The organism is Micrococcus sp. HOU01 (genome assembly GCF_035609305.1).
Taxonomy (GTDB): Bacteria; Actinomycetota; Actinomycetes; order Actinomycetales; family Micrococcaceae; genus Micrococcus; species Micrococcus luteus.
Map to the genome: position 1 here is coordinate 97,939 of NZ_CP141211.1, position 21,414 is coordinate 119,352.

The window sequence follows — 21,414 nt, forward strand, 5'->3', positions numbered from 1 at the left end:
CGGCGTCGTGCTCGGGTCGGGCTCAGGCGTCCTTCGCGGTGTCCTTCACCTGGCGGGCGGCGTCCTGGGACTCCGCCTTGAGGTCCTGCGCCGTGTCCGTGCCCTGCTCCTTGAGGTGGGAAGCGGCCTCGGCGGCCGACTCCTTCACGCTCCCGGCGGCCTCGCGGGCGGCGGGCTCGAGGTCCTCGCGCAGCTGCTGGGCGGCCTGCTTGGCCTCGTCCACCAGCGGGGCGGCCTGCTCCTTGAGGCCCTCCGCGGCGCGCTGCTCCACGCGTGAGGCGGGGATCAGCGAGCTGAGCAGCAGGCCGGCGCCGAAGGCGATCAGCCCGGCGGCCAGCGGGTTGCCCGCGGTGCGGCCGCGCAGCTGAGCCGGGGCCTGCTGCAGGGCGTGCTGGGCGTCGTCGGCCCACTCGGACACCCGGTCGCCGGCGTCGCCCAGGCGATCCTGGGCCTGGCCGGCCGCGTCATACGCGGAGGCCCGGGCGTCGTCGACCACCGCGTGGGCGCGATCGCCCAGCGAGGGCTCGTGGCGGTGCTGCTCCGGGGAGCCCATGATGTTCTCCTTCGCGTGGATGAAGCCGTCCTTGATGCGGTTGGTCTGCCGGGACACGGCCTTCGTGGGGCTCACCTTCTCGGCGAGGGCGTCCACGTCCTGGCCGAGCTCGCGGCGCGTGCGCTCGATGTCGGCGCGGATCTCATCGGGGTTGTTGCTCGTGGTCATCGCGTCTCCTTCGCGGGGTTCAGGGTCTCGGGGATCTCCTGAAGCGTCTCCTGGGTCTGCGGCAGACCCTTGATCTTCTCGATGTCCTTCTTGCCCTGCACGGCCAGCACGGCCGCGACGACGCCCCACAGCACGGCCACGATCAACGCGGCCCAGCCGATCGGCAGGAACACGTCGAGCAGGTGCATCAGGGCCAGGGACAGGAACATCAGCAGGAAGAAGCCGCCGACGGCGGCGCCGGCCAGCAGACCTGCCCCCTTGCCGGCCTTCTTCGCGGACTCGGTGGCCTCGGCCTTGGCCAGGGCGATCTCCTGGCTGACCAGCGTCGACAGCTTGGCCGACAGGCTCTGGAACATCTCGCCGAGGCTCTCGTGCTCGGCACGGAACTCCGCCTGCGTGGGCGGCGGGGTGTGCGCCCCGGAGTGCGGCGTCGCGTCGCGGAACGGCTCGTGGGCGGTGCTCATGCGTCACCCCCGGGCCGGGTCTGGTCGAACGGCCGCTCGGCGGTCAGGCCCTGCTGGACCGGCGCCTGCGTGCCATACGGGGTGTCCCCGACGCCGGCCGCGCGGCGGGGCCCGGCGCCGTCCGCGACGCGGCCGTCGGCCTGGGAGAGCGAATCGCTCGAGTAGGCCGGGGCCTGCGAGTCCAGGTGGTGCGGGGTCACGTCCGCGTGCACCGCGTCCGGACGGGTCGTGTGACGGCGCGGCGAGGTGGAGGCGGCGGAGTCGGGCTGGGCGGCGTCGCGGATGCCGCGCGTCAGTCGACCGGCCACCAGCCCGGCGCCCAGGGCGAGGGCCAGGAACGTGCCCGGACGGCGAGCGGCGAAGCCGCGCACGTCCTGCAGCAGGTCCTGCGGGGAAGCGGTCTCCAGGCGCTGCGTCAGGGCCTCGGCACGGTCCGCCACCGAGGCGACGCCCTGGCGCACCAGGTCGGTCTGCGGCTGCTCACCGGAGACCACGCGGTGCAGGTCGTCGGTGTAGTTGCGCACCTGGCCCGCGAACCGCTCCTGCTGGGTCTGCACCTGCGCGCCGACCTGCTCCTGGGCGGAGCCGACCAGCGACTGCACCTGGTCAGCGGCCTCGTCCTTCACCTGGCCGGCCTCGTGCTTGGCGGTGGCCGCGAGGTCCTGGGCCTTGTCCTTGGCGTCCTGGGCCACGGCCTTCGCCTGGCCCTGGGCCTCGCCCGCGGCCTGCTGGGCCTTGTCCTTCGCCTGGTCCTTGGCGTCACGGCCCTCGGCTGAGGAGCCGTGGGCGTTCTTCGGCGTGTTCGTCGTCATGCTGTGCCTTCCTTCGTCCGGGTCGGCGGCCCTCATGGCCAGCCCTTCTGGCCGTCCACGTCACCGGGCCCACCGGTCTTGAGGGCCAAGATAAGCACCGCGACGGACGTGCCGGAAGACCTCGGGTCCGCCGGGATCGTCTCCGGTCGGAACGGGGTCAGCGCCCCTGCAGGCCCCGCTGGGCGGTCCTGCCGACGCCCCGGCCCGGGTGCTCCTTCTTGCCCTGCATCCAGACGTCCACGGCCTGCACGCCGAGGTCGGGGTGGTCGGTGAAGAAGCCGTCGATCCCGGCGTCGAGGAACGGCTGGATCATGCCGACCATGTCGCCCTGCGCATTCGGGTCCGCGGAGGAGCGGAACTCCGTGTAGAGGAACTGGTTCTCGGCGCGGAAGGTGTACGGCACCACCTCGAGGCCCGCGCGGTGGGCGAGGGAGACGAACGCGGTCTCCTCGCCCATCGAGCCGTCCTTCTCCCTGGTGATGATCTGCGCTAAGGCGGGGCCGAGCGTGTCGACGCCGGCCGCGCGGACCTCGCGCATGCCCGCGGCGGTCTCGTAGAAGTCGTAGTCGCGGACGGTGTCGCCGGCGGCCACGGAGTCATAGGGCGCGCCGTTGACGCTGGAGAGGAACACCGTCTCGGCCCTGAGGCCGAGGTTCTCGTTGAGATCGCGCAGGTTGGCGAGCTCGAAGGACTGCACGGTGGCGGGGGCGTTGCGCTTGTTCAGGCCGTGCTCGTCGAGCAGCTCGACGACGCGCTCCTCCATGGACAGGCCGATGGAGTCGAAGTAGGTGGGGTGCTTGATCTCGGGGATGACGCCGATCTCGCGGCCGTACCGGGCAGAGAGGCGCTCCCGCAGCTCGAGCACCTCCTCGAAGGTGGGCACCTGGTACCGGCCGTCGTAGGACGCGGACTCGGGGCGGACCTGCGGCAGGCGCTCCTTGGCGCGCAGGGTCTTGAGCTCGGCGAGGGTGAAGTCCTCGGTGAACCAGCCGGTGAGGGCCACGCCGTCGACGACCTTGGTGGTCTTGCGGTCCGCGAACTCGGGCCGCTGGGCGACGTCCGTGGTGCCGTCGATCAGGTTCTCGTGGCGGACCACGAGCACGCCGTCCTTGGTGGAGACCAGGTCCGGCTCGATCACGTCCGCGCCCTGGGCGGCGGCCAGCTCGTAGGCGGCCAGGGTGTGCTCGGGGCGGTAGCCGGAGGCACCACGGTGGCCGACGACGTCGGGGCGCACCACGGGCTTGCCCGTGGTGGACTGCGCGGCGGCCGGGGCCGTCGGTGCGGCGGGGGCGGCGACGGCCGGGGCGGCCAGCGGGGCGCTGACGGCGACGGCGGCGGCGAGGGCCACGAGGCCGCGGGCGGCCTGACGACGGACGGAGGTCATGGAACGGTCCTTTCCGGGAGGGGGATGACCGCCCCAGTAGGCCAGAGCCGGGTGTCGACCGGGTGGCCCCCCCTCCGGCCACAGCCGGCCCGTCCGGTGAACAGCCGGTGACGGGCGGCTGATCGGAGAGGTTCAGCCGCCCGTCACGATGCGCGGCACCGGGCGCGGCGCCGGGCCCGGCGGCTCAGCCCGCCGTCGACGACAGCCGCGTCAGTCCCAGCGTCTCCGGGGCCGACGGGACGCCGTCGCCGAGGACGTGCTCGCCCAGGAAGCCGAGGACGACCTCGTACCAGACCTTCGCGTGCTGCGGGGCGAGGATCCAGTGGTTCTCGTGCGGGAAGTAGAGGAACCGGTGGTCGGTGGTGCCGTCCGCGGCGGCCGGCCGCCCGGACTTCGCCAGCAGGTCCGACCACAGGCGCAGCCCCTCGCCGATCGGCACGCGGTAGTCCTTGTCGCCGTGGATGACGAGCATCGGGGAGACGATCTCCCCCACGAACCGGTGCGGAGAGTTCTCCTGCTGCATCTGCTCGTCCATCTCGCGGGCCCAGTAGAACGCGGCGTCCGTCGTCGGGCCGAAGCCGTCCAGCGCCCACAGCGAGGCGTGCGTGACCACGCACCGGAACCGATCGGTGTGCCCGGCCACCCAGTTCGCCATGTAGCCGCCGAACGAGCCGCCCATGGCGGCGGTGCGGTCGCCGTCGACGTCCTCACGTGCCACGACGGCGTCCGTGAGCGCCATCAGGTCCGTGTAGGGCGCCTGGCCCCAGCGGCCCCAGCCGCGTTCGATGAAGTCCTGGCCGTAGCCCGTGGACAGCGCCGGGTCCGGCAGCAGCACCGCGTAGCCGCGCGCCGCCATGATCCACGGCGTCCAACGCCAGCTCCACGCGTTCCACGAGCCCAGCGGCCCGCCGTGGATCCACAGCAGCAGCGGGTGGCCGCCGGCCGGCGCCTCCCCCTCGGGGAGCACGAGCCAGCCGCGCACGCGCGTGCCGTCCTCGGCGACGGTCTCCACGTCCTCGAGCGTGCCCGGGATCGCGGGGCGTTCCACGGGGTTCGGCAGGCGCGTGGTCTCACCCGTGGCCAGGTCGATCCGCGCCACCTCCGGCGGGAACAGGTAGGAGGAGCGGACGCCGTAGGCCGTGGCCCCGTCCGGGGAGAGCACGACGTCGGTCCACGCCTCGTCCTCCCGGGTCACCTGCGCGACGGCGCCGGTGGCCACCTCGATGCGGAACACCGGGCGACGGCCCTCCGAATCCGCGAGCGCGATCACCGCGGAGTCGTCCGGCAGCCACGCGACGACGTCGGCCCACCGGTCCCAGCCGTGGGCCAGGGGCGTGGTCTGGCCCGTGGCCGTGTCCATCACGAACAGGCGCGGGTGCACGGCGGAGTGCGGGGTGGAGTCGGGGGTGCGGACGACGACGGCGCGCGTGCCGTCGTGGCTGACGGGGCCGACGGCCACGTCCTCGCCGGGGACGTCGTGCAGGACGCGGTGCTCGCCCGTGGCCAGGTCCACGCGCACCACCGTGCCCTCGCGCACGTTGCCGCGGGCCTCGGCGGTGGCGGCCGTGGTGATCAGGAACGAGCCGTCCGGGGCCACCTGCGCGCCGATCCCGAACGCGTGGGAGCGAGGGAAGCCGGAGACGTGGCGCAGGTGGTGCGCCACGTCGTCGGCCTCGGGAGCCAGGCCGGAGGCGGCGGGGCCGGGCTCGGCGGCGTCGGCGTCCGTGGCGGGCTCGCCCTGTGGGTCCGGGCCGGCCTTGAGGACGAAGAGCTCGGGGCGGGCGGGGCCGAGGTCGTGGTCCCAGAAGCGGATGGGGTAGCCGGTGTGCAGGATGGCGTCCACGCCGGCGTCCTTGCGGGTCTGCGCGAGGGCCGCGTGCTCGGCCTCGGTGGTCGCACCGAGCAGCCGGTCCGCCGTGACGACCACGCGGTCCGCCGCGGAGGCGCACGTGACCGCGGCGACGCCGCCCGGGCGGGAGAGCACCACGCGCGCCTCGCCGCCCCGGGCCGGCAGGGCCCACAGGGCGCTGCGCTTCTCGGCCTCGGCGTCGGCGGGGTCGGGACGGGCGGAGGTGAAGAAGAGGGTGCCGTCCGCGGCGAACTGCGCGCCGGCCTCGCCCTCGCGGGAGCGGGTCAGGCGGTGGGCGGGGCGCTCGCCCGCGGGGTCGACCTCCCAGAGGGCGGTGGCGTAGCCGGTGCCCTTCGCGTCCCGGGTGGCGACGGTGGTCACCAGGCGGGCGCCGTCCGGGCTGAGGGTGAGACCGGCGACGCGCGGCAGGGCGGTGAAGGCGTCGAGGTCGTGGAAGGGGGTGGCGGGGGTGTTGTCCGGGCTGTCCGGGGTGGAGGTCATGCGTTCGTTTCTATCGGCCCGCACGTGATCCGGGCAACACGAAGGGCGGCGGGGTGGTGGCCTCGAGGGCGGGCCGCCCCGGTGCCCGCCGCGCCTCAGGCGCCGGGCAGGGTGCCGGCGTCGGCCCGGATCTGCTGGAGCTGCTCGCCGAGCCAGTCGACGTACTCGCCCATCCACTCCCCCGTGGCCTGATGGTTCCAGCTCTGGCCGACCACCGGCTGCGGGAAGACGACGGCGTCCGAGAGGGTGTCCCGCAGCGCGAGGGCGGGCCCCTCCTCATCCGCGACCGTCACCCACTGCATCCCGTGGCGCGCGCCCAGGTGCTCGCCGAGCAGCACCGCGACGACGTCCAGCAGCACCGCCAGCTCCTCGGGGTCCAGCTCCTCGGCCTCGGCCTGCGAACGGGCCAGCACGGCGTCGTAGTACGCGGCGACCGCGTCCAGGTCCAGGTGGTCCACGCCCTCCTGCGCGGCGAAGTCGCGACGGACGCGCACCCACTCCCGCTCGGGCTCGGTCAGGGGGCTCATCTCGGGCTGGTCGGTCATGGCCTCCATCCTGCCAGGCGCGTCGGGCGCCGTCGTCGCCGGAACGGGCGGCGCCGGCCGCGCTTTCGTTCGAGAAACGGCGGCGTGTCGCAGCGCTTTCGTTCGAGAAACGGCGAGGAACCGGGGGGACACACCGCCGGAGGCCTGCGATCCCCCAGCGGGAGCACTCGTGGACGCGCCCGATGTCGTGCCGCCAGCGACGAGGCGAGCGTGCGGGCCGTCGTCGTCCGCCGCCCCCGACCGGACTTGAGACACTGGCCCCATGCGCATCATGACCGTCTGCCTGGGGAACATCTGCCGCTCGCCCGCCGCCGAGGCCGTGCTGAACCGCAAGCTCGCGGAGGCCGGTCTCGACGACGTCGAGGTCACCTCCGCCGGCACGTCCGACGAGCACGTGGGCGCCCGGCCGCATCACCTCACCCGCGAGGTCGGCGGGGAACTGGGGTACGAGTTTGCGACGGTGGGGGTGCAGCTGTCCGCCGACCTCGTGGACGAGGCCGACCTGATCCTGGTGATGGACGAGGCCAACCTCGCCGACGCGCGGCGCCTCGCGACCACGGACGAGCAGCGGGACCGGATCCACCTGATGGGCGAGTTCGCGTCGGATGCGGACCGCGCCGGGGTGCGCGAGGTCCCCGATCCGTACGGGTATCCGCGGCCGCAGTTCGAGGAGATGTACCGGCAGATCGAGGACGCGGCAGACGGCGTCGTCGCCGCGATCCGCGACGGGCGCCTCTGACGGCCGGGGCGCAGTCCCGGGGTCCCGTCCCCGCCACGCGAACGCCGCCGGAAGCGGCCGTTTCTCGAACGAAAACGGCCTGAGACCCGCCGTTTCCCGAACGAAAGCGGCCTGGGACCCGCCGTTTCCCGAACGAAAGCGGGGGCGGCGGGGGTCGGTCAGTCGTCGTGGGGGTCGTCGGAGCCGTCGAGGACCTCGCGCAGCCGCGCCGCCGTGTCCGCGCGCAGGGTGCCGCGGGTCTCGGCGCGGTCGGTCGTCGCGCGGGCGAGGGTCTCCCACACGGCCCGCACGTCCGCCGGCAGTCCCCCGGCCTCAAGCTCGCCGAGGGTCTCACGGTGGGTCCGCAGCGTGTCGACGTCACCGCGGGCCACGGGCCCGGTGAGGGCGCCGTCGCCGTCCGTGAGCGCGTTCTCCAGCGCGGCGGTCATGAGTGAGCGCAGCACCCGCTCCGGGTCGGCCACCCCGATCGTCTCCAGGATCTGACGGGCCTGCGCCGTCAGCGTCACCAGGTGGTTCGACCCGTGGGACAGCGCCAGGTGGTACGCCGCACGGTCGGCCTCCTTCACGACCACGGGCTCGCCGCCCATCTCCACCACGAGCGCCTGGGCCACGGGCAGCACCACGGGGTCCGCGGTCACGCCGAACACGCAGTCCTGCAGCCGGGCGACGTCGAGGCTGAGCCCCGTGAACGTCATGGCCGGATGGATCGCCAGGGGGATCGCCCCGTGCGCCCGCACCGGCTCCATCACCCCCACCCCGTAGCGGCCCGAGGTGTGCACGAGCAGGTGGCCGGTCTGCACATGGCCCGCGGCGGCCAGACCCGCCACGAGCTCGCCCAGCGCGTCGTCCGGGACGGCGAAGACGACCATCTCGGAGCGGCGCAGGATCTCGGGGATCTCCAGGACGGGCACGCCCGGCAGGAGCATCTCCGCGCGGTCCCGCGATGCCTCCGAGACGGCGTGCACACCCGTGATCGTGTGGCCCGCAGCCCGCAGCGCCGAGCCCAGCACGGCCCCCACACGACCCGCGCTCACCACACCGACGCCCAGCCGCCCGGGCCGCTGCGCCGGGTCGTGCGGGTCCAGGCTCAGGTCGAGTCCGCCGGTCATCGCTCCTCCTCGCTGCGCACGGCGGGGACGTCTGCCCCGCTCTCCTCCCCGACGACGGCGCCGCCGACGACGCCGGCCCGGGCCAGTTCGCGGCGGCCCACCTCGGTGGCCGCGACCTCGCGCGTGCGCTGCTCGAAGCGGGCCAGCTCCTCGGGGCGCATCCACTGGTCGCGGTCGGTGAGGCGACGCGAGACGGCCGCGTGCCGGGCCTCCCGGGCGTACAGGTCCACGGCCACGTCCTCGTCGAGGTCGCGGACCACGGCGTTCGCCCCCGCGACCCACACGCGCACCGTGGCCAGACCCAGGCGTCGCTGCACCGGGCCCTGCGCCAGCTCGGCCGCCTGCACGCGCTCGTGCTGGAGGGTCTGCAGCCGGCGGTTCAACCAGCCGCTGCGCACCACCAGCAGGGACCGCGTCGTCGTGAAGCCGGTCCGCCGCCAGGCGAACCAGTTGAACCACCACCTGCCGCGCCGCGGCACGTGCTGGAAGCCCCCCTCCGTGCCGGTGCCGTGCACGCCGAGGTGCATGAGCCCGGCGGGGGTCAGCCCCTGCGCGGCGCGCGGATCACCGTCCAGGCCCGGGTCCGGGGCCACGACCGTGAGGACGCGGAGCACGTCCTCCCACGGGCCGACGGGCAGCGCGACGTCCCGGGCGCCGTCGGACTCCTGCCCGTAGCCGGCCACCGCCACGTTCACCCGATACCAGCCGAAGGGCCGCCAGAACAGGGGCTGGGAGACGGTCACCCCCTGCACCCGCCCCGGCGGGACGGTCTGGTGGGTGGTCTCGGTGAGCCCGTGCCGCAGTCGCAGCCCGTCGGTGGAGCGGCGCACCTGGAAGCCCCAGCCGGCGTTCAGCCGGGACCACGCGACGCCGGCCACGGAGAACAGGGCGGGCAGGGACGCGGCCGCGCCGATCCCGGTCAGGGTCTCCCCCTCGTCCAGCACCGCCTCGGGCAGCAGCGCGACCACGAGGGCGAGGCCGCCCAGCCAGATCAGGGACCCGGCCAGCACCCCCAGCACGCCTCCCGAGAGCAGGACGGAGCCGAGGAGCCGCCCCGCGGGCACCTGCAGCATGAGTTCGCCGGCGTCCGCGTCCGCGGCGTCGGCGTCGGGGAGGCCGGGCTCGGCCGCCCGCTCCGGGGCGGACGCGTCCGCCCCGGCTCCCCCGAGCACCCCCGACGCGCGGTCCAGGATCTCCCGGCGCACCGCTTCGGCCTCGGCGCGGCGCAGGAAGGACAGCTCGAGCGCGGACTCGCCGCCGTCGGCCGCCTCGACCTTCACCGTGGCCAGCCCGAGCAGCCGGGCCACGAGCGGGTGCTGCAGGTCCACCGCTTGGATGCGGTCGTAGCGCATCTGCCGGCGACTGCGGAAGAGCCAGCCCTGGCGCAGCTCGATCCGGTCCTCCCCGCAGCGGAACCGGGTGAACCACCAGGAGAAGAAGAACACGAGGCTGATCAGCAGGGTGACCCCCAGCAGGATGCCGCCGGCCACGAGCAGGCTGCCGTCGCCGCCGCCCGGGGCGTCCTCCCCGCTGAGCCGGCCCGCCGCGAAGTCCTCCACCGCGTTGCGGCCCGCGAAGAACAGGATCAGCAGCAGGAAGGTCCAGCCCCGCACCCAGGGCGAGGCGGGGTGGACGCGGACCCAGCCGGCGTCGTCGGCGGGGGGCGGGGCGGCCGCGCTCACAGGCCCGCCAGCCGCGCCTGGCCGCGCGCCATGAGGACTTCGCGCAGCTCCTCGGCCCTCTCGCGGGGCACGCCCTCCAGGGTGACGTCCCCGCCCGCGGCGGCGGTCTTCAGGGTGAGGGTCTGCAGCCCGACCCGGCGCAGCAGCGGACCGTCCGACACGTCCACGTACTGCAGGCGGCCGTACGGCACCGCATGCACGCTGCGGAACAGGATGCCCTCGCGCCACAGGACGTCGTCCTCGCGCTCGGCCCAGCCCATCGCGCGCACGCGCCGCGGGATCAGGATCAGGTCCACGATCCAGGACACGACGACGACGGCCGGCAGCCCCCACGCGACCCACGCGGCCATCCCCGCCCACGGGCCGGTGAGCTTGAGGATCAGCGGCACGGAGAACGCGGCGAGCCAGATCAGGTGGCCGATGGTCGTGGCGATGAGCTTCACCGTCGCCAGCCGGGGCGAGGCCGGGGTGAAGGCCACGCCGCTCAGGTCAATGCCGGGCACGGGCATACCCTCCTTCGGTCTCGGGACGGGCCGGTCGGCCCGGGGACCCATCCTGCCCACGACCGCCCTCGGGCGCATCCTCCTCAGGCGGGATCCGGCACCACCGTTCGACGATCAGCCCCACCACCAGCAGGACGAGACCGCCGACGGCCTGCAGGGCGGCCTCCCGCACGGTCGGTGCCTCCACGCCGGCCCGCAGCAGCACCTGCACCGCCACCCCGGCGTGCCAGCCGCCGAGGGCCGCTCCCGCGAAGCCGGAGGCCTGGCCGAGCACGAGGGTGCGGGCCGCGGCGAGCGGGTCCATCCGCGCGGCGGCGGGCTTCTCCCGGTCGCGGCGCACCCGCCAGCCCAGCGCGAGGCACAGCACGGAGACCGCGGCCACGGTGATCAGGCCGCTGCGGCCCACCACGGGCGCCGGCCAGCCCAGGGACGGCGCGGCGAGCCCGGCCAGCCAGCCGAGCACGGCGGCCACCAGCACCACGAGCAGGGTCCACCCGGAGCGCAGCGCGATCACGTGGCCTCCCTCCCGAGGGCGTCCGGGCGTGCCGGACGGAGCGGGACGACGTCGTCGGAGCCGGCCAGCAGCCGGTGCCGCTCGGGCTCCTGACGGCGCACCCCGGGGGCGTCCGCGGCGACGGCGGCGAGGTCGGCGACAGGCGTGCCGGCGAGCGTGGCGTCCGCGTCGAGCCACAGCCACGGCAGCAGCACGAAGGCCCGCTCGGCCGCGCGGGGGTGCGGCAGGGTGAGGTCCGGGTGGTCGCTGCGCACGTCTCCGTAGGCGATCACGTCCACGTCCAGGGTGCGCGCGCCCCAGCGGACCTCACGCCGCCGATGGTGGTCCTGCTCGAGCCGGTGCGCCACCGCGAGCAGCTCCCACGGCGCGAGGTCCGTGCGCAGGGTGACCACCTGGTTGAGGTAGTCGGGCTGCCCCGGCGGCCCGCCCACGGGCGCGGTGACGGCCCGGGGCGAGGCCCGGACGTCCGTGATGTGCGGCAGCGCGGACAGGGCGGCGACGGCGGCGTCGAGCGTCTGCGCGGGCTCGCGCAGGTTGGCGCCGAGGGCCAGCACGGCCGGGACGGGCGCGTCCGGGCGGGTGCCCAGCTCGGGGACGGGCGCGGGGCCCTCGGCCGGGTGCGTCCAGTCGACGGTGCTCACGCGAGGTCCTCCCGGGTGCGGTGCACGGTGACGGCGGCGTCCGCGAAGTCGTGCGGGATGGGCGCCTGCGGCTTGTGCACGGTGACCTCGACGGCGGTCACCACGGGCTGCTCGGCGAGGACGGCGCGGGCGATCCGGTCGGCGAGGGTCTCGATCAGGTCTACCGGCTCCCCGGTGACCAGGCGGACCACCGTGTCCGCGACCCCGGCGTAGTTGGCGGTGCGGGCGAGGTCGTCGCCGGCCGCGGCGGGGCCGGCGTCGAGGTGGAGGACGACGTCCGTGACGAACGGCTGCCCGTCCCGGCGCTCGTGGTCGAAGACCCCGTGGTGCCCGACGGCGGACAGCCCGGCCAGGCGGATGCGGTCCCGGGCGCTCACGGCAGCACGTCCTCGGAGACGGGCTCACCCGGGGCGTGGGCCCCGGCCCAGGCCGCGGCGGTGCGGACGGCGTCGGCGCTGGCGCGCACGTCGTGCACGCGCACGCCCCACGCGCCCTGGGCGGCGGCGAGGGCGGAGATGGCCGCGGTGGCGGCGTCGCGCGCGGCGGGCGGGGCCGGGGTGCCGTCGTCGTCCGCCAGCAGGGTGCCCAGGAACCGCTTGCGGGAGGCGGCGACGAGCACCGGGTGGCCCATGGCGCGGAGCCACTCGAGGCCGCGCAGCAGCTCCCAGTTCTGCTCGCCGGCCTTCGCGAAGCCCAGGCCCGGGTCGACGATCAGCTGCGCGGGCTCGACGCCCGCGGCGAGGAAGCGGCCGGCCACGTCCCGCAGCTCGCACACGACGTCCGGGACGGTGTCCTCGTAGACGGCCAGCCCGTCCATGGTCTGCGGGTTCCCGCGGTTGTGCATGAGGATGTAGGGCGCGCCCGACGCGGCGATCAGCGCCGGCATCTCCGGCTCGTGGGCGAGGCCGGAGACGTCGTTGACGATCACCGGCCCCAGCGCCAGGGCGGCCCGGGCGGTGGCGGTGTGGCGCGTGTCCACGGAGACGACGACGTCCTCGGCCAGCAGCGCCTCGATCACGGGCAGGATGCGCTCCTGCTCCTCGGCCGGCGGCACGGCGCGGGCCCCGGGGCGGGTGGACTCCCCGCCCACGTCCACGATGTCCGCGCCGTCCGCGACCATGCGCCGGGCGTGGTCGAGAGCCGCGCGGACGGTGGCGTGCTCCCCGCCGTCCGAGAACGAGTCAGGGGTGACATTGAGGATGCCCATGACCAGGGTCCGGTCCGCGGGCAGCCGCCCCAGCAGGGCGCGGTTCGCCTCCCGCGCCGCCGCGTCGATGCTCTCGTCCACGTGTCCTCCTCCGCCGTCGGTGGTCCTCAGCCGTGCATGATGAGGCTCATCGCCTCGGAGCGCGTGGACGGATCCCGCAGCTGGCCGCGCACCGCCGAGGTGACGGTCTTCGCGCCCGGCTTGCGCACGCCGCGCATGGACATGCACATGTGCTCGGCCTCCACCACCACGATCGCCCCGCGCGGGGCCAGGTGCTCCATGAGCGCCTCCACCACCTGCGTGGTCAGCCGCTCCTGCACCTGCGGACGCCGCGCGTACAGCTCCACGAGGCGGGCCAGCTTGGACAGCCCCGTCACGCGGCCCTCGGCGGAGGGGATGTAGCCGATGTGCGCGGCGCCGTGGAACGGCACCAGGTGGTGCTCGCACGTCGAGTAGAACGGGATGTCCTTCACGAGCACGAGCTCCTCGTGCGCGATGTCGAACGTGGTGCCGAGCACCTGGTCCGGGCGCTGGTGCAGGCCCGCGAAGAACTCCGCGTACGCCTTGGCCACCCGCGCCGGGGTGTCCGCCAGGCCCTCGCGGTCCGGGTCCTCACCGATCGCCAGCAGGATCTCCCGCACCGCCGCCTCGATGCGCGGCCGATCCACCGCGGTCGAGTCCGGGTCGAACGTGCCGGGGACGCCGTCGACGGGGGTGTGTGCTGTCAAGCGGGCCTCCTGCGCGGTCAAAAGGTCGGTCCCTCGCCGGGGCCCGGCGTGTTGCTCGGGCCGCCGTGCGGCGGCAGGCCGGGGCCGGCCGCGTCCCCGCCCAGCGACGACGGCGGCGCACCCTCCGGACGCACCGGCACCGTGGTGCCCTCGACGCCGACGGGGGTCTGCTCCCCGCCGTCGTGGCGCGAGCGGCGCTCGGAGGGGGAGAGGACGGGCGGGATGTCCTGCGGGAGCCGGTCGTCCGAGGCCAGCCACACGCCGCGCTCGGGCCGCTTGCGCACGTCCGCGAAGATGGCGGCGATGGCCTCCTGGGTCAGCGTCTCCTTCTCGAGCAGCTCGTAGGCCAGCCGGTCCAGGACGTCCCGGTTCTCCGTGAGCACCCAGTGGGCCTCGGCGTGGGCCTGGTCCAGCAGGGTGCGGACCTCGGCGTCCACCAGGTACGCGAGCTCCTCGGAGTACTCACGGGAGGAGCCGCCGGCGGCGCCGCCCACGAAGGGCTCGGAGCTGCCGCCGCCGAGCTTGACCGCGCCCACCTTGGCGGACATGCCGTACTCGGTGACCATCTTGCGGGCCGTGTCCGTGGCCTTCTGGATGTCGTTCGCGGCGCCCGTGGACGGGTCCTTGAACACGATCTCCTCCGCCACGCGCCCGCCCATCGCGTACGCGAGCTGGTCCAGGAGCTCGTTGCGGGTGACGGAGTACTTGTCGTCCTCCGGGACCACCATCGTGTAGCCCAGGGCGCGGCCGCGGGGCAGGATCGTGATCTTGGTGACCGGGGCGGAGTTGCGCAGCCCGGCCGCGACGAGCGCGTGGCCGCCCTCGTGGTAGGCGGTGACCTTGCGCTCGTGCTCGTTCATCAGGCGGGTGCGCTTCTGCGGGCCGGCCATTACGCGGTCCACGGCCTCGTCCAGGGCGTGGTTGTCGATCACGTTGTTGTTCGAGCGCGCCGTGAGCAGCGCGGCCTCGTTGATCACGTTGGCCAGGTCCGCACCCGTGTAGCCGGGGGTGCGCTTGGCCAGGGAGCGCAGGTCCACGTCCAGGGCGATCGGCTTGCCCTGCGCGTGCACCTCGAGGATCTTGGCGCGGCCCTCGAGGTCCGGGGCGTCCACGGGGATCTGGCGGTCGAAGCGGCCCGGGCGCAGCAACGCCGGGTCCAGGACGTCCGGGCGGTTGGTCGCGGCGATCATGATGACGTTCGTGGAGGCGTCGAAGCCGTCCATCTCCACGAGCATCTGGTTCAGGGTCTGCTCACGCTCGTCGTTGCCGCCGCCGATGCCTGCGCCGCGGTGCCGGCCGACGGCGTCGATCTCGTCCACGAAGATGATGGCGGGGGCGTTGGACTTGGCCTGCTCGAAGAGGTCGCGCACGCGCGAGGCGCCGACGCCCACGAACATCTCCACGAAGTCCGAGCCGGAGATCGAGTAGAACGGCACGCCGGCCTCACCGGCCACGGCCTTGGCGAGGAGGGTCTTGCCCGTGCCGGGCGGGCCGTAGAGCAGCACGCCCTTGGGGATCTTGGCGCCCACGGCGCGGAAGCGGTCCGGCACGGTGAGGAACTCCTTGATCTCCTGGAGCTCCTCCACGGCCTCGTCCGCGCCCGCGACGTCCTTGAACAGCACGTCCGGGTTGTCCTTGTTGATCAGCTTGGCGCGGGACTTGCCGAACTGCATGACCTTGCCGCCGCCGCCCTGCATGCGGGACATCAGGAACCAGAACAGCAGTGCGATGAGCAGGAACGGAACCATGAAGCCGAGCAGCGAGAGGAACCAGTTGCTCCGCACCGGCTCGTCCGTGTAGCCGTCCAGGGCCGAGTTGTCCACCGCGGTGACCACGTCCGTGGCGCGCGCGGTGGCGAAGTAGAAGTAGACCTCCTTGCCGAGGTCCCGGTTGTCCTGCTTGTAGGGCTCACGCAGGGTGAGGTCCACGCGCTGGTCCCCGTCCACCACGCGGGCCTGCGCGGCCTTGTCGTCCTTCAGCAGGGCCATGCCCACGTTGGTGTCCACCATGGTGCGGCCGCTCTGTGACGTGGTCAGCGGGATCGCGACGGCGAGGACCAGCAGGCCCAGCAGGATCCAGACGTAGGGCTTGTTGAACAGCTTCTTCACGGTCCGAGTGTCTCCTGGTCTGCCGCGGGGGCCGGGCTCCCCGGGGCGGCCGCCGTGCAGCCGGGGCCGGCGCAGGGCCGACGTCGCGCCCGGGTCAAGCCTCCACGGTACCGGCCCCGCCCGGGTGTCCGCTGACTGTTCGCGTCAGGTGGACAGGGCGCGGGCGGTCGGCCGGCGCCGACGTCGGCCAGCGCCGTCTTGACGCCCACCGGGAATGCGAGAGGTCGGAATGGCGCGTGGATGGCGCCTCGGAGCGACCGCTCGCGTGACAGGTCGCCGGCGCTGCGGTCGCGCCCCTGTGTCCCCTCCTGCACAGGCCCCCGCGCACCCGAAATCCTCCCCGGGCCGGCGGCGGCCCAGCACATCGCCCGCCCCACCGCGCCAGGCTGGCACCATGCGTCGCCCCGCCCCGCTTCCCGCGGCCTTGCCTGACGGTCCCTTCACCGCCGCGCAGGCGAGGGCCGCCGGCATCGACCGCAACCGGCTGCGTCGCTCCGACGTCGAACGCCTCGCCCGGGGCCTCTACCGCCGGCGTGAGGCCACCCCGGCCGCCGTCGAACGCCCCGTGGCCGGCTCCTCCCCCTACCGGTGGAGCACCCCGCTCTCGGCCACCCAACACGAGCTCCTGCTGCGACTCGCCCGGCACCGCGCCACCACGGTGGTGTCGCACCAGACCGCGGCCCGCGCCCGGGAGATCTGGCTGCCGGAGCGACTGGACGCGGGGGACGACGTCCACGTGAGCCGCCCGCGAGACCGTGGCCAGCTCTCCCTCCCCGGCGTCACCTCCCACCGAACAGCGCTCCCGCCCGCGGACGTGGAGCGCGTGCGGATCGGCGGCCTGGCCTGGCACGTCACCGCCCCGCCCCGTCTCTGGGTCGACCTCGCCGCCCTGCTCGACGACGACGAGCTCGTCATCCTCGGCGACCATCTCGTCCGCCGGGCGGAGCTGTCCGGCGGCCCGGACGCCGCCGAGCGGACCCGGGCGGCCCTGGCCCAGGCGGCCGAAGCGAGCCCGTCCGCGCACAACCGACGACGACGGCTCCGCACCGCCGCCACACTGGTCCGGGTGGGGGCGCACTCGCCGAAGGAGACGCGGCTCCGGCTCGCGCTGAGGGCCGCCGGGCTCCCCGAGCCCGCACTGCAGCTCGAGGTCTGGGACCCGGAGTTCTCCCTGCACCACCCCGCGACGGCGGACCTGGGCTATCGGCAGGCGAGAGTGGCCCTGCACTACGACGGCGGCCACCACGGTGCGGATCGCCAGATCGATCGCGACGTGCAGCGCAACGCGGCCTTCGAGCGACGGGGCTACCGGAACATCACCGTGTCCTCCTCCGACGCTCGCCGCGGATTCACGCGCGTGTTCGTGGAGGTGCGCCGTCACCTCGGGGACGCCGGCGACCTGTCACGCAAGGAGTCGGAATGGGGCGTGAATGGCACCTCAGAGCGACCGCTCACGTGACAGGTCGCTGCTGCGGCGGCCACGCCGGGCCGGGCCCCCGGTCAGCTGTACACGTGCGGGGCGAGGGTGCCCACGAAGTCCAGGTTGCGGTACTTCTCCGCGTAGTCCAGGCCGTAGCCCACCACGAACTCGTTGGGGATGTCCCGCCCGACGTACTTCACGTCGATGTCCACCTTCATGGCCTCCGGCTTGCGCAGCAGGGTGCAGATCTCGACCGAGGCCGGGCCGCGGGACTCCAGGTTGGCCTTGAGCCAGGACAGGGTCAGGCCGGAGTCGATGATGTCCTCGACGATCAGGACGTGCCGGCCCGTGAGGTCCGCGTCGAGGTCCTTGAGGATGCGCACCACGCCGGAGGACTTGGTGCCGGAGCCGTAGGAGGAGACCGCCATGAAGTCCAGCTCCACGTGGGAGTGCAGGGCGCGGGTGAGGTCGGCGACCACCATCACGGCGCCCTTGAGCACAGCGACGATGAGCAGGTCCTTGTCCGCGTAGTCGCGGTCGATCTGGCGGGCCAGGTCCGTGATCGTGTCCTGCACGTCCTCGCGGGACATGAGGACGTGGCTGAGATCGTTCTGGACATCCTGTGCGTCCATGCGCCGCTCCTGGTGAGTGCTCGTGCGGGAATGCCGGGCCGGGCCGCAGTCAGGGACCGGGCAGGCAGGGGATGAGGTCCAGTCTGGCACACGCCCGATGCGCGGCCACCCCGCCGGGCAGCTCCACCGGACCGGCCGACGTGCCCCCCGCGCGGGCGCCCGTCACGAGGGCGTCCACCGCGAGGATCCGTTCGCGGGGCGGGGCCTGCCCTCCCGCGGCGCGGGCGGCGCGCGCGATCACGCGGTGGCGCACGGCGGCGGGCAGCGCGGCCAGGGCGTCCAGATCCAGGGAGACGACGCGCGGGTCCCGGGCGGGCGGGTCGACGCGCAGCCGGGTGACCTCGGCGCCGGCCCATGCCTCGAGGGCCGCGGCGTCCTCGGCCGCGATGGCCGCGGTGCGCACCAGCCCGGCCCGCACGCCGGGGCCGAGGCCGGCGTCGGGGTCCTCGAGCGCGGGCAGCACGCGGGTGCGGACCCGCGAACGCAGCAGCGCGGGATCGCGGTTGTGCGGGTCCTCGAACCAGGTCAGCCCGGCCCAGCGGCAGATCGTCTCGGTGTCCGCTCGGGTCAGGCCCAGCAGGGGGCGGACGACGGCGGCCCCGCCCGGCAGCGTCCCGCGCGCCGGGATCCCCGCGAGGGACCGCGTGCCGGAGCCGCGTGCGAGCCCGAGGAGGACCTGCTCCGCCTGGTCGTCGGCGGTGTGGGCGGTGAGGACGACGGCGGCGCCCCCCTGCCCCGCGTCCCGGGCGGCGGCGGCGAGGGCCTCCCGGCGGGCACGCCGGGCGTCGGCCTCGGGGCCGTCGCCGGTGCGGGCCACCTCGACCCGCGTGACGGTGACCGGGGTCAGACCGAGGATGCGGGCGACGTCGGCGGCGGCCGCCGCCACGGTGTCGCTGCCCGACTGCAGCCCGTGGTCCACCACGGCCGCGCCGATCGGGCCGAGCCGCGCACCCTCCCGGGTGCCCACCAGGACGGCGCAGGCCACGGCGAGCGCGAGGGAGTCGGCGCCACCGGAGAGGGCGACGAGGCCGCGGGGGCGACTCCCCGCCCGGCCCGGCACGGCATCCGCGCGACAGGACCCGTCGCCCGCCAGGGCCTCCCGCACCGCCGCGACGGCCCGGTGCAGGGGCTCGGGCCAGCGGGTGCGCGGCGGCCAGGCGCCGACCGCGGGCAGGCCGCCGGCCCCGCCCGCCGGCGTCGGCCCCGGGTCCCGCGCCTCAGGCCTGGGCACGGATGCGCGCCACCCACGTCTCGGGGGCGTGGAGCTCGGCCTCGCTCGGCAGCAGCTCGGGGGCGTCCCAGACCACGTTGAACCCGGCCATGCCGAGCTCGGCCACGGCGGCGGCCACGAACCTCTGACCGTCGCGATACTGGGCCATCTTGGCGTCCATGCCCAGCAGGCGGCGGAGCATGCGGTCCAGGGGCGAGCGGCGGTCGCCGCGCTCGTCGAAGCGGCGGCGGATGGTCTTGACGGAGGACACCACGGAGGAGTCGACGCCGTCCATCACCACGTTCGCGTGCCCCTCGAGCAGGGACATCACGGCCGTCAGCCGGGACAGACGCTCCCGGTCCTCCTCGTCCTGGATCGCACCGAGCAGGCCCGGCGCGGGGCGGGCCGGGGCCGCGTCCTGCACGTCGTGTCCGTCCCGCGTCCCGATCCGGCCGGCGTCGGCCTCCCGACCCAGCGGGTTCGCCGCCGCGAGCGCGGTGCGCAGGCGCTCGGGCAGGGACTCGGCCTTCTCGAACAGGCCGACGGTGAGCGCCGTGATCTCGGCCCGCAGGTGCTCGCGCAGCCAGGGCGCGGCCGCGAACTGCACGCGGTGGGTCTGCTCGTGCAGGCACACCCAGAGGCGGAAGTCCGCCGGGTCCACGTTGATCTCCGCGCGCACCTGCGCGACGTTCGGGGCCACGAGCAGCAGGCGTCCGCCGGCGGGGCCGACCGTCGTCCCCCCGGGGCCGGGCAGCGCGATGAACGGGTCGTACTGGCCGAGGATCTTCCCGGACATCCAGGCGAGGATCCCGCCCATCTCCAGGGCGGTGGCGTGCCGGGTGACGCGGGTGGTGGCGGCGGCGTGCTCGCGGGGCCGGGTGTCCCGCAGATGCGCGAACGTGGGGTCCAGCAGCGTGGCGAAGGACTGGGTGGCGGCGCGCGACCAGGTGGGGCGGTCCACCACGAGCACCTGCGAGTCGCGCAGGTCCCGTGCCGCCTCGAGCCCGGTCAGGCGGTGGACGTGCGGCACGGCGGCCTCCGCGGCGGCGCGCAGGCCCTCCGCCTCGCGCGTCGCCTCCCGCGGCGTGAACCGGGGGCCGGCGGCGGCGAGGGACCGTGCGGTCCGTGCCGCGAAGGCCCAGTCCACCGGGTGGGCGACGGCGGGGCCCGGCTCGGCGGGGGCGCCCGGCTCGGCGTCCGCGGCGGCGCGGGGGCGGTCGGTCGCGTGGTCGTCGCTCATGGCTCCATCAGATCACAGGCCCCGGACCTCGGATCAGAGCCCGGCGACGGCGCTGACGGCCTCGTCGACCGCCGCGCGCGCGGGCTCCAGCTTCCACTGCAGATCCGAGCAGATGATGCTGAAGGCGAGGACCCGCCCGGACGTCATGGTGACGGTGCCGGTGAGGGAGACCGTCTGGTCGAGCGTGCCGGTCTTCGCGGCCACGGCCTGCCGCGCGGGGGCATCCGGGAACCGGTCGCCCAGGGTGGAGTCTTCGCCGGGCCGCGGCAGGCCCTCCAGCACGGTGGCCAGGGCGGGCGTGCGGGCCACCTCGGCCACGACGCCGGCCAGCTGGCCCGCACTGACGCGGTTGTCCGGGGACAGGCCCGAGGAGTCCACGAGCGCCATCCCGGCGGTGTCCACGCCGAGGTCCTCGGCGGTGGCCGTCAGCAGCCGCGTGGCGCCCTCGTGGGTGGCCGGCAGGTCCGTGGCGGGCGCGGCCGTGTGGGCCAGGGCCTCGACCACCTGGTTCTCCGAGTGGGCCAGCAGGTACGCGACCTGCTCCCCCACGGACGCGGACTCCACCGCCGCGACGGGGACGGCGGCGAGGACCGTGGCGCGCGGCACCTCGGTGGCCGGGATCGTGTCCCGCAGACCCACCTCGAGGTCGGCGCCGGAGGCGGCCACCGCGTCGTCGAGCGCGGCCTGGAAGGTGAGCGCGGCGAACTGCGCCGGGTCCTCGATGCGGTCCTCCCCGGTGCCGGAGGCCTCACGGCCGCCGTAGGTGGCCAACGGCTGCACCGGCGCGATGTTGCCGCTCTCCGGGATGTCCGACGTCCAGCGCGGGTTCAGGGCCGTGCGGTCCGTGAAGAGGCGCAGGTCCGTGCTGACCACCACCTGCCCGGTGACGCCGTCCTCGACCAGCCCGGCCACGGTCCGCTCCGCGAGGGTGCGCAGGCCCGCGCGGCCGGAGACGGCCTTCGAGTCCGAGGCGCCCGTGCCCAGCAGCACGTCGCCGCCGCCCACGAGCACCAGCTCGGTGGCCGCGCCGTCCGCGGTGGGCTGGGCCACCACGGTGGTCTGCAGGGTCGTCTCAGGACCCAGGGCGGAGACGATGGCCGCGGCGGCGAGCACCTTGAGCGAGGACGCGGGGGCCACGGGCTCGTCCGCGTCCCGCGCGTACAGCACCTCGCCGGTGGCCAGGTCGCGGAACTCGGCGGAGACCGTGCCCGGGGACGTCGCCAGTCCCGGCTCGACGGCGGCCGCCACCTGGGCCGCGGTGGGGCCGGCGGACGGGGACGACGACGTCGGCGCGGCGGTCGTCGACGACGCGGGCGCGCTCGACGGGGCCGTCGGTGCGGTCACGGGCCCGCAGGCGACCAGGACGGCCGCGAGCGCGGCCAGGAGGACGGCGGGGAGCGAGCGG

The 21,414-nt window shown here is 75.0% G+C and carries 21 protein-coding genes; 2 read left to right on the plus strand and 19 right to left on the minus strand.

The window, feature by feature from the left end; genetic code table 11:
• Positions 1-22 precede the first annotated feature (22 nt).
• The 6 genes from SOY78_RS00485 to SOY78_RS00510 form a co-directional block, all read right to left on the minus strand.
• Complete coding sequence (locus SOY78_RS00485) at positions 23-721, minus strand: DUF3618 domain-containing protein (protein WP_063189128.1); 699 nt, start codon at positions 719-721, stop codon at positions 23-25.
• Positions 718-1,185, minus strand: coding sequence for a phage holin family protein (locus SOY78_RS00490; RefSeq protein WP_036314802.1), 468 nt, complete (start codon positions 1,183-1,185; stop codon positions 718-720). Before SOY78_RS00490 ends, SOY78_RS00485 begins: the two co-directional genes overlap by 4 nt.
• Entirely contained in the window at positions 1,182-1,997 is an 816-nt protein-coding gene (locus tag SOY78_RS00495; protein WP_063189130.1) for a hypothetical protein, read from the minus strand. The genes SOY78_RS00490 and SOY78_RS00495 overlap by 4 nt, the downstream gene beginning before the upstream one ends.
• 157 nt (positions 1,998-2,154) lie before the next feature.
• Positions 2,155-3,381 carry a glycerophosphodiester phosphodiesterase gene (locus SOY78_RS00500; RefSeq protein WP_324701636.1) on the minus strand — a complete coding sequence of 409 codons (1,227 nt, stop codon included), beginning with the start codon at positions 3,379-3,381 and terminating at the stop codon, positions 2,155-2,157.
• Between the two features lie 184 nt (positions 3,382-3,565).
• A complete protein-coding gene (locus SOY78_RS00505) occupies positions 3,566-5,731 on the minus strand; it encodes an alpha/beta fold hydrolase (protein WP_324701637.1) in 2,166 nt (721 codons plus the stop codon).
• Positions 5,732-5,826: 95 nt separating this feature from the next.
• The gene (locus SOY78_RS00510; protein WP_010079662.1) at positions 5,827-6,276 is read right to left on the minus strand and encodes a DUF3806 domain-containing protein; all 450 of its coding nucleotides are present in this window, start codon (positions 6,274-6,276) and stop codon (positions 5,827-5,829) included.
• Between the two features lie 262 nt (positions 6,277-6,538).
• On the opposite strand from SOY78_RS00510, the gene SOY78_RS00515 reads away from it, so the two are divergent.
• On the plus strand, positions 6,539-7,015 hold the full coding sequence (locus tag SOY78_RS00515) for a low molecular weight protein-tyrosine-phosphatase (protein WP_141843437.1): 477 nt from the start codon (positions 6,539-6,541) through the stop codon (positions 7,013-7,015).
• Positions 7,016-7,173: 158 nt separating this feature from the next.
• Here the strand turns inward: SOY78_RS00515 and SOY78_RS00520 are convergent, their stop codons facing one another.
• The 9 genes from SOY78_RS00520 to ftsH are packed head-to-tail and all read right to left on the minus strand — an operon-like array spanning position 7,174 to position 15,507.
• A complete protein-coding gene (locus SOY78_RS00520; RefSeq protein WP_063189138.1) occupies positions 7,174-8,124 on the minus strand; it encodes a Rossmann-like and DUF2520 domain-containing protein in 951 nt (316 codons plus the stop codon).
• A complete protein-coding gene (locus SOY78_RS00525) occupies positions 8,121-9,806 on the minus strand; it encodes a PH domain-containing protein (protein ID WP_141843439.1) in 1,686 nt (561 codons plus the stop codon). Before SOY78_RS00525 ends, SOY78_RS00520 begins: the two co-directional genes overlap by 4 nt.
• Positions 9,803-10,315, minus strand: a complete 513-nt coding sequence (locus SOY78_RS00530) for a PH domain-containing protein (protein WP_020625296.1) — start codon at positions 10,313-10,315, stop codon at positions 9,803-9,805. The genes SOY78_RS00525 and SOY78_RS00530 overlap by 4 nt, the downstream gene beginning before the upstream one ends.
• A complete protein-coding gene (locus SOY78_RS00535; protein WP_036337195.1) occupies positions 10,296-10,823 on the minus strand; it encodes a DUF3180 domain-containing protein in 528 nt (175 codons plus the stop codon). The genes SOY78_RS00530 and SOY78_RS00535 overlap by 20 nt, the downstream gene beginning before the upstream one ends.
• Positions 10,820-11,464, minus strand: a complete 645-nt coding sequence (folK, locus tag SOY78_RS00540; protein WP_036337194.1) for a 2-amino-4-hydroxy-6-hydroxymethyldihydropteridine diphosphokinase — start codon at positions 11,462-11,464, stop codon at positions 10,820-10,822. The genes SOY78_RS00535 and folK overlap by 4 nt, the downstream gene beginning before the upstream one ends.
• Positions 11,461-11,841: a dihydroneopterin aldolase gene (folB, locus tag SOY78_RS00545; RefSeq protein WP_036337193.1), complete on the minus strand. Its 381-nt coding sequence runs from the start codon at positions 11,839-11,841 to the stop codon at positions 11,461-11,463. Before folB ends, folK begins: the two co-directional genes overlap by 4 nt.
• Positions 11,838-12,752: a dihydropteroate synthase gene (gene folP / locus SOY78_RS00550; RefSeq protein ID WP_036380829.1), complete on the minus strand. Its 915-nt coding sequence runs from the start codon at positions 12,750-12,752 to the stop codon at positions 11,838-11,840. The genes folB and folP overlap by 4 nt, the downstream gene beginning before the upstream one ends.
• 26 nt (positions 12,753-12,778) lie before the next feature.
• Complete coding sequence (folE, locus tag SOY78_RS00555; RefSeq protein WP_036380827.1) at positions 12,779-13,399, minus strand: GTP cyclohydrolase I FolE; 621 nt, start codon at positions 13,397-13,399, stop codon at positions 12,779-12,781.
• 17 nt (positions 13,400-13,416) lie between these two features.
• Complete coding sequence (gene ftsH / locus SOY78_RS00560) at positions 13,417-15,507, minus strand: ATP-dependent zinc metalloprotease FtsH (protein ID WP_324701638.1); 2,091 nt, start codon at positions 15,505-15,507, stop codon at positions 13,417-13,419.
• Between the two features lie 394 nt (positions 15,508-15,901).
• Between ftsH and SOY78_RS00565 the strand changes: the two genes are divergently transcribed.
• On the plus strand, positions 15,902-16,966 hold the full coding sequence (locus SOY78_RS00565; protein ID WP_324701639.1) for a type IV toxin-antitoxin system AbiEi family antitoxin domain-containing protein: 1,065 nt from the start codon (positions 15,902-15,904) through the stop codon (positions 16,964-16,966).
• A 41-nt stretch (positions 16,967-17,007) separates the two neighbouring features.
• Here SOY78_RS00565 and hpt read toward each other — a convergent pair whose 3' ends face one another.
• From hpt to SOY78_RS00585, 4 genes are read right to left on the minus strand one after another with little or no spacing between them, the layout of a single operon-like run.
• Positions 17,008-17,559, minus strand: a complete 552-nt coding sequence (hpt, locus tag SOY78_RS00570; protein ID WP_020625288.1) for a hypoxanthine phosphoribosyltransferase — start codon at positions 17,557-17,559, stop codon at positions 17,008-17,010.
• A gap of 49 nt (positions 17,560-17,608) precedes the next feature.
• Positions 17,609-18,790 carry a tRNA lysidine(34) synthetase TilS gene (gene tilS, locus SOY78_RS00575; RefSeq protein ID WP_324701640.1) on the minus strand — a complete coding sequence of 394 codons (1,182 nt, stop codon included), beginning with the start codon at positions 18,788-18,790 and terminating at the stop codon, positions 17,609-17,611.
• Positions 18,777-20,009 carry a zinc-dependent metalloprotease gene (locus SOY78_RS00580; protein ID WP_324701641.1) on the minus strand — a complete coding sequence of 411 codons (1,233 nt, stop codon included), beginning with the start codon at positions 20,007-20,009 and terminating at the stop codon, positions 18,777-18,779. Before SOY78_RS00580 ends, tilS begins: the two co-directional genes overlap by 14 nt.
• A 33-nt stretch (positions 20,010-20,042) precedes the next feature.
• A complete protein-coding gene (locus tag SOY78_RS00585) occupies positions 20,043-21,353 on the minus strand; it encodes a D-alanyl-D-alanine carboxypeptidase/D-alanyl-D-alanine-endopeptidase (RefSeq protein WP_324701642.1) in 1,311 nt (436 codons plus the stop codon).
• Positions 21,354-21,414 lie beyond the last annotated feature (61 nt).

Bases quoted from the DNA above. Each gene is read 5' to 3' on its own strand.
- SOY78_RS00515 (WP_141843437.1), top strand. From the start codon at position 6,539: ATGCGCATCATGACCGTCTGCCTGGGGAACATCTGCCGCTCGCCCGCC.
- SOY78_RS00490 (WP_036314802.1), bottom strand. From the start codon at position 1,185: ATGAGCACCGCCCACGAGCCGTTCCGCGACGCGACGCCGCACTCCGGG.
- SOY78_RS00485 (WP_063189128.1), bottom strand. From the start codon at position 721: ATGACCACGAGCAACAACCCCGATGAGATCCGCGCCGACATCGAGCGC.
- SOY78_RS00500 (WP_324701636.1), bottom strand. From the start codon at position 3,381: ATGACCTCCGTCCGTCGTCAGGCCGCCCGCGGCCTCGTGGCCCTCGCC.
- SOY78_RS00510 (WP_010079662.1), bottom strand. From the start codon at position 6,276: ATGACCGACCAGCCCGAGATGAGCCCCCTGACCGAGCCCGAGCGGGAG.
- SOY78_RS00580 (WP_324701641.1), bottom strand. From the start codon at position 20,009: ATGAGCGACGACCACGCGACCGACCGCCCCCGCGCCGCCGCGGACGCC.
- SOY78_RS00530 (WP_020625296.1), bottom strand. From the start codon at position 10,315: ATGCCCGTGCCCGGCATTGACCTGAGCGGCGTGGCCTTCACCCCGGCC.
- SOY78_RS00565 (WP_324701639.1), top strand. From the start codon at position 15,902: ATGCGTCGCCCCGCCCCGCTTCCCGCGGCCTTGCCTGACGGTCCCTTC.
- hpt (WP_020625288.1), bottom strand. From the start codon at position 17,559: ATGGACGCACAGGATGTCCAGAACGATCTCAGCCACGTCCTCATGTCC.
- SOY78_RS00520 (WP_063189138.1), bottom strand. From the start codon at position 8,124: ATGACCGGCGGACTCGACCTGAGCCTGGACCCGCACGACCCGGCGCAG.
- SOY78_RS00495 (WP_063189130.1), bottom strand. From the start codon at position 1,997: ATGACGACGAACACGCCGAAGAACGCCCACGGCTCCTCAGCCGAGGGC.
- SOY78_RS00505 (WP_324701637.1), bottom strand. From the start codon at position 5,731: ATGACCTCCACCCCGGACAGCCCGGACAACACCCCCGCCACCCCCTTC.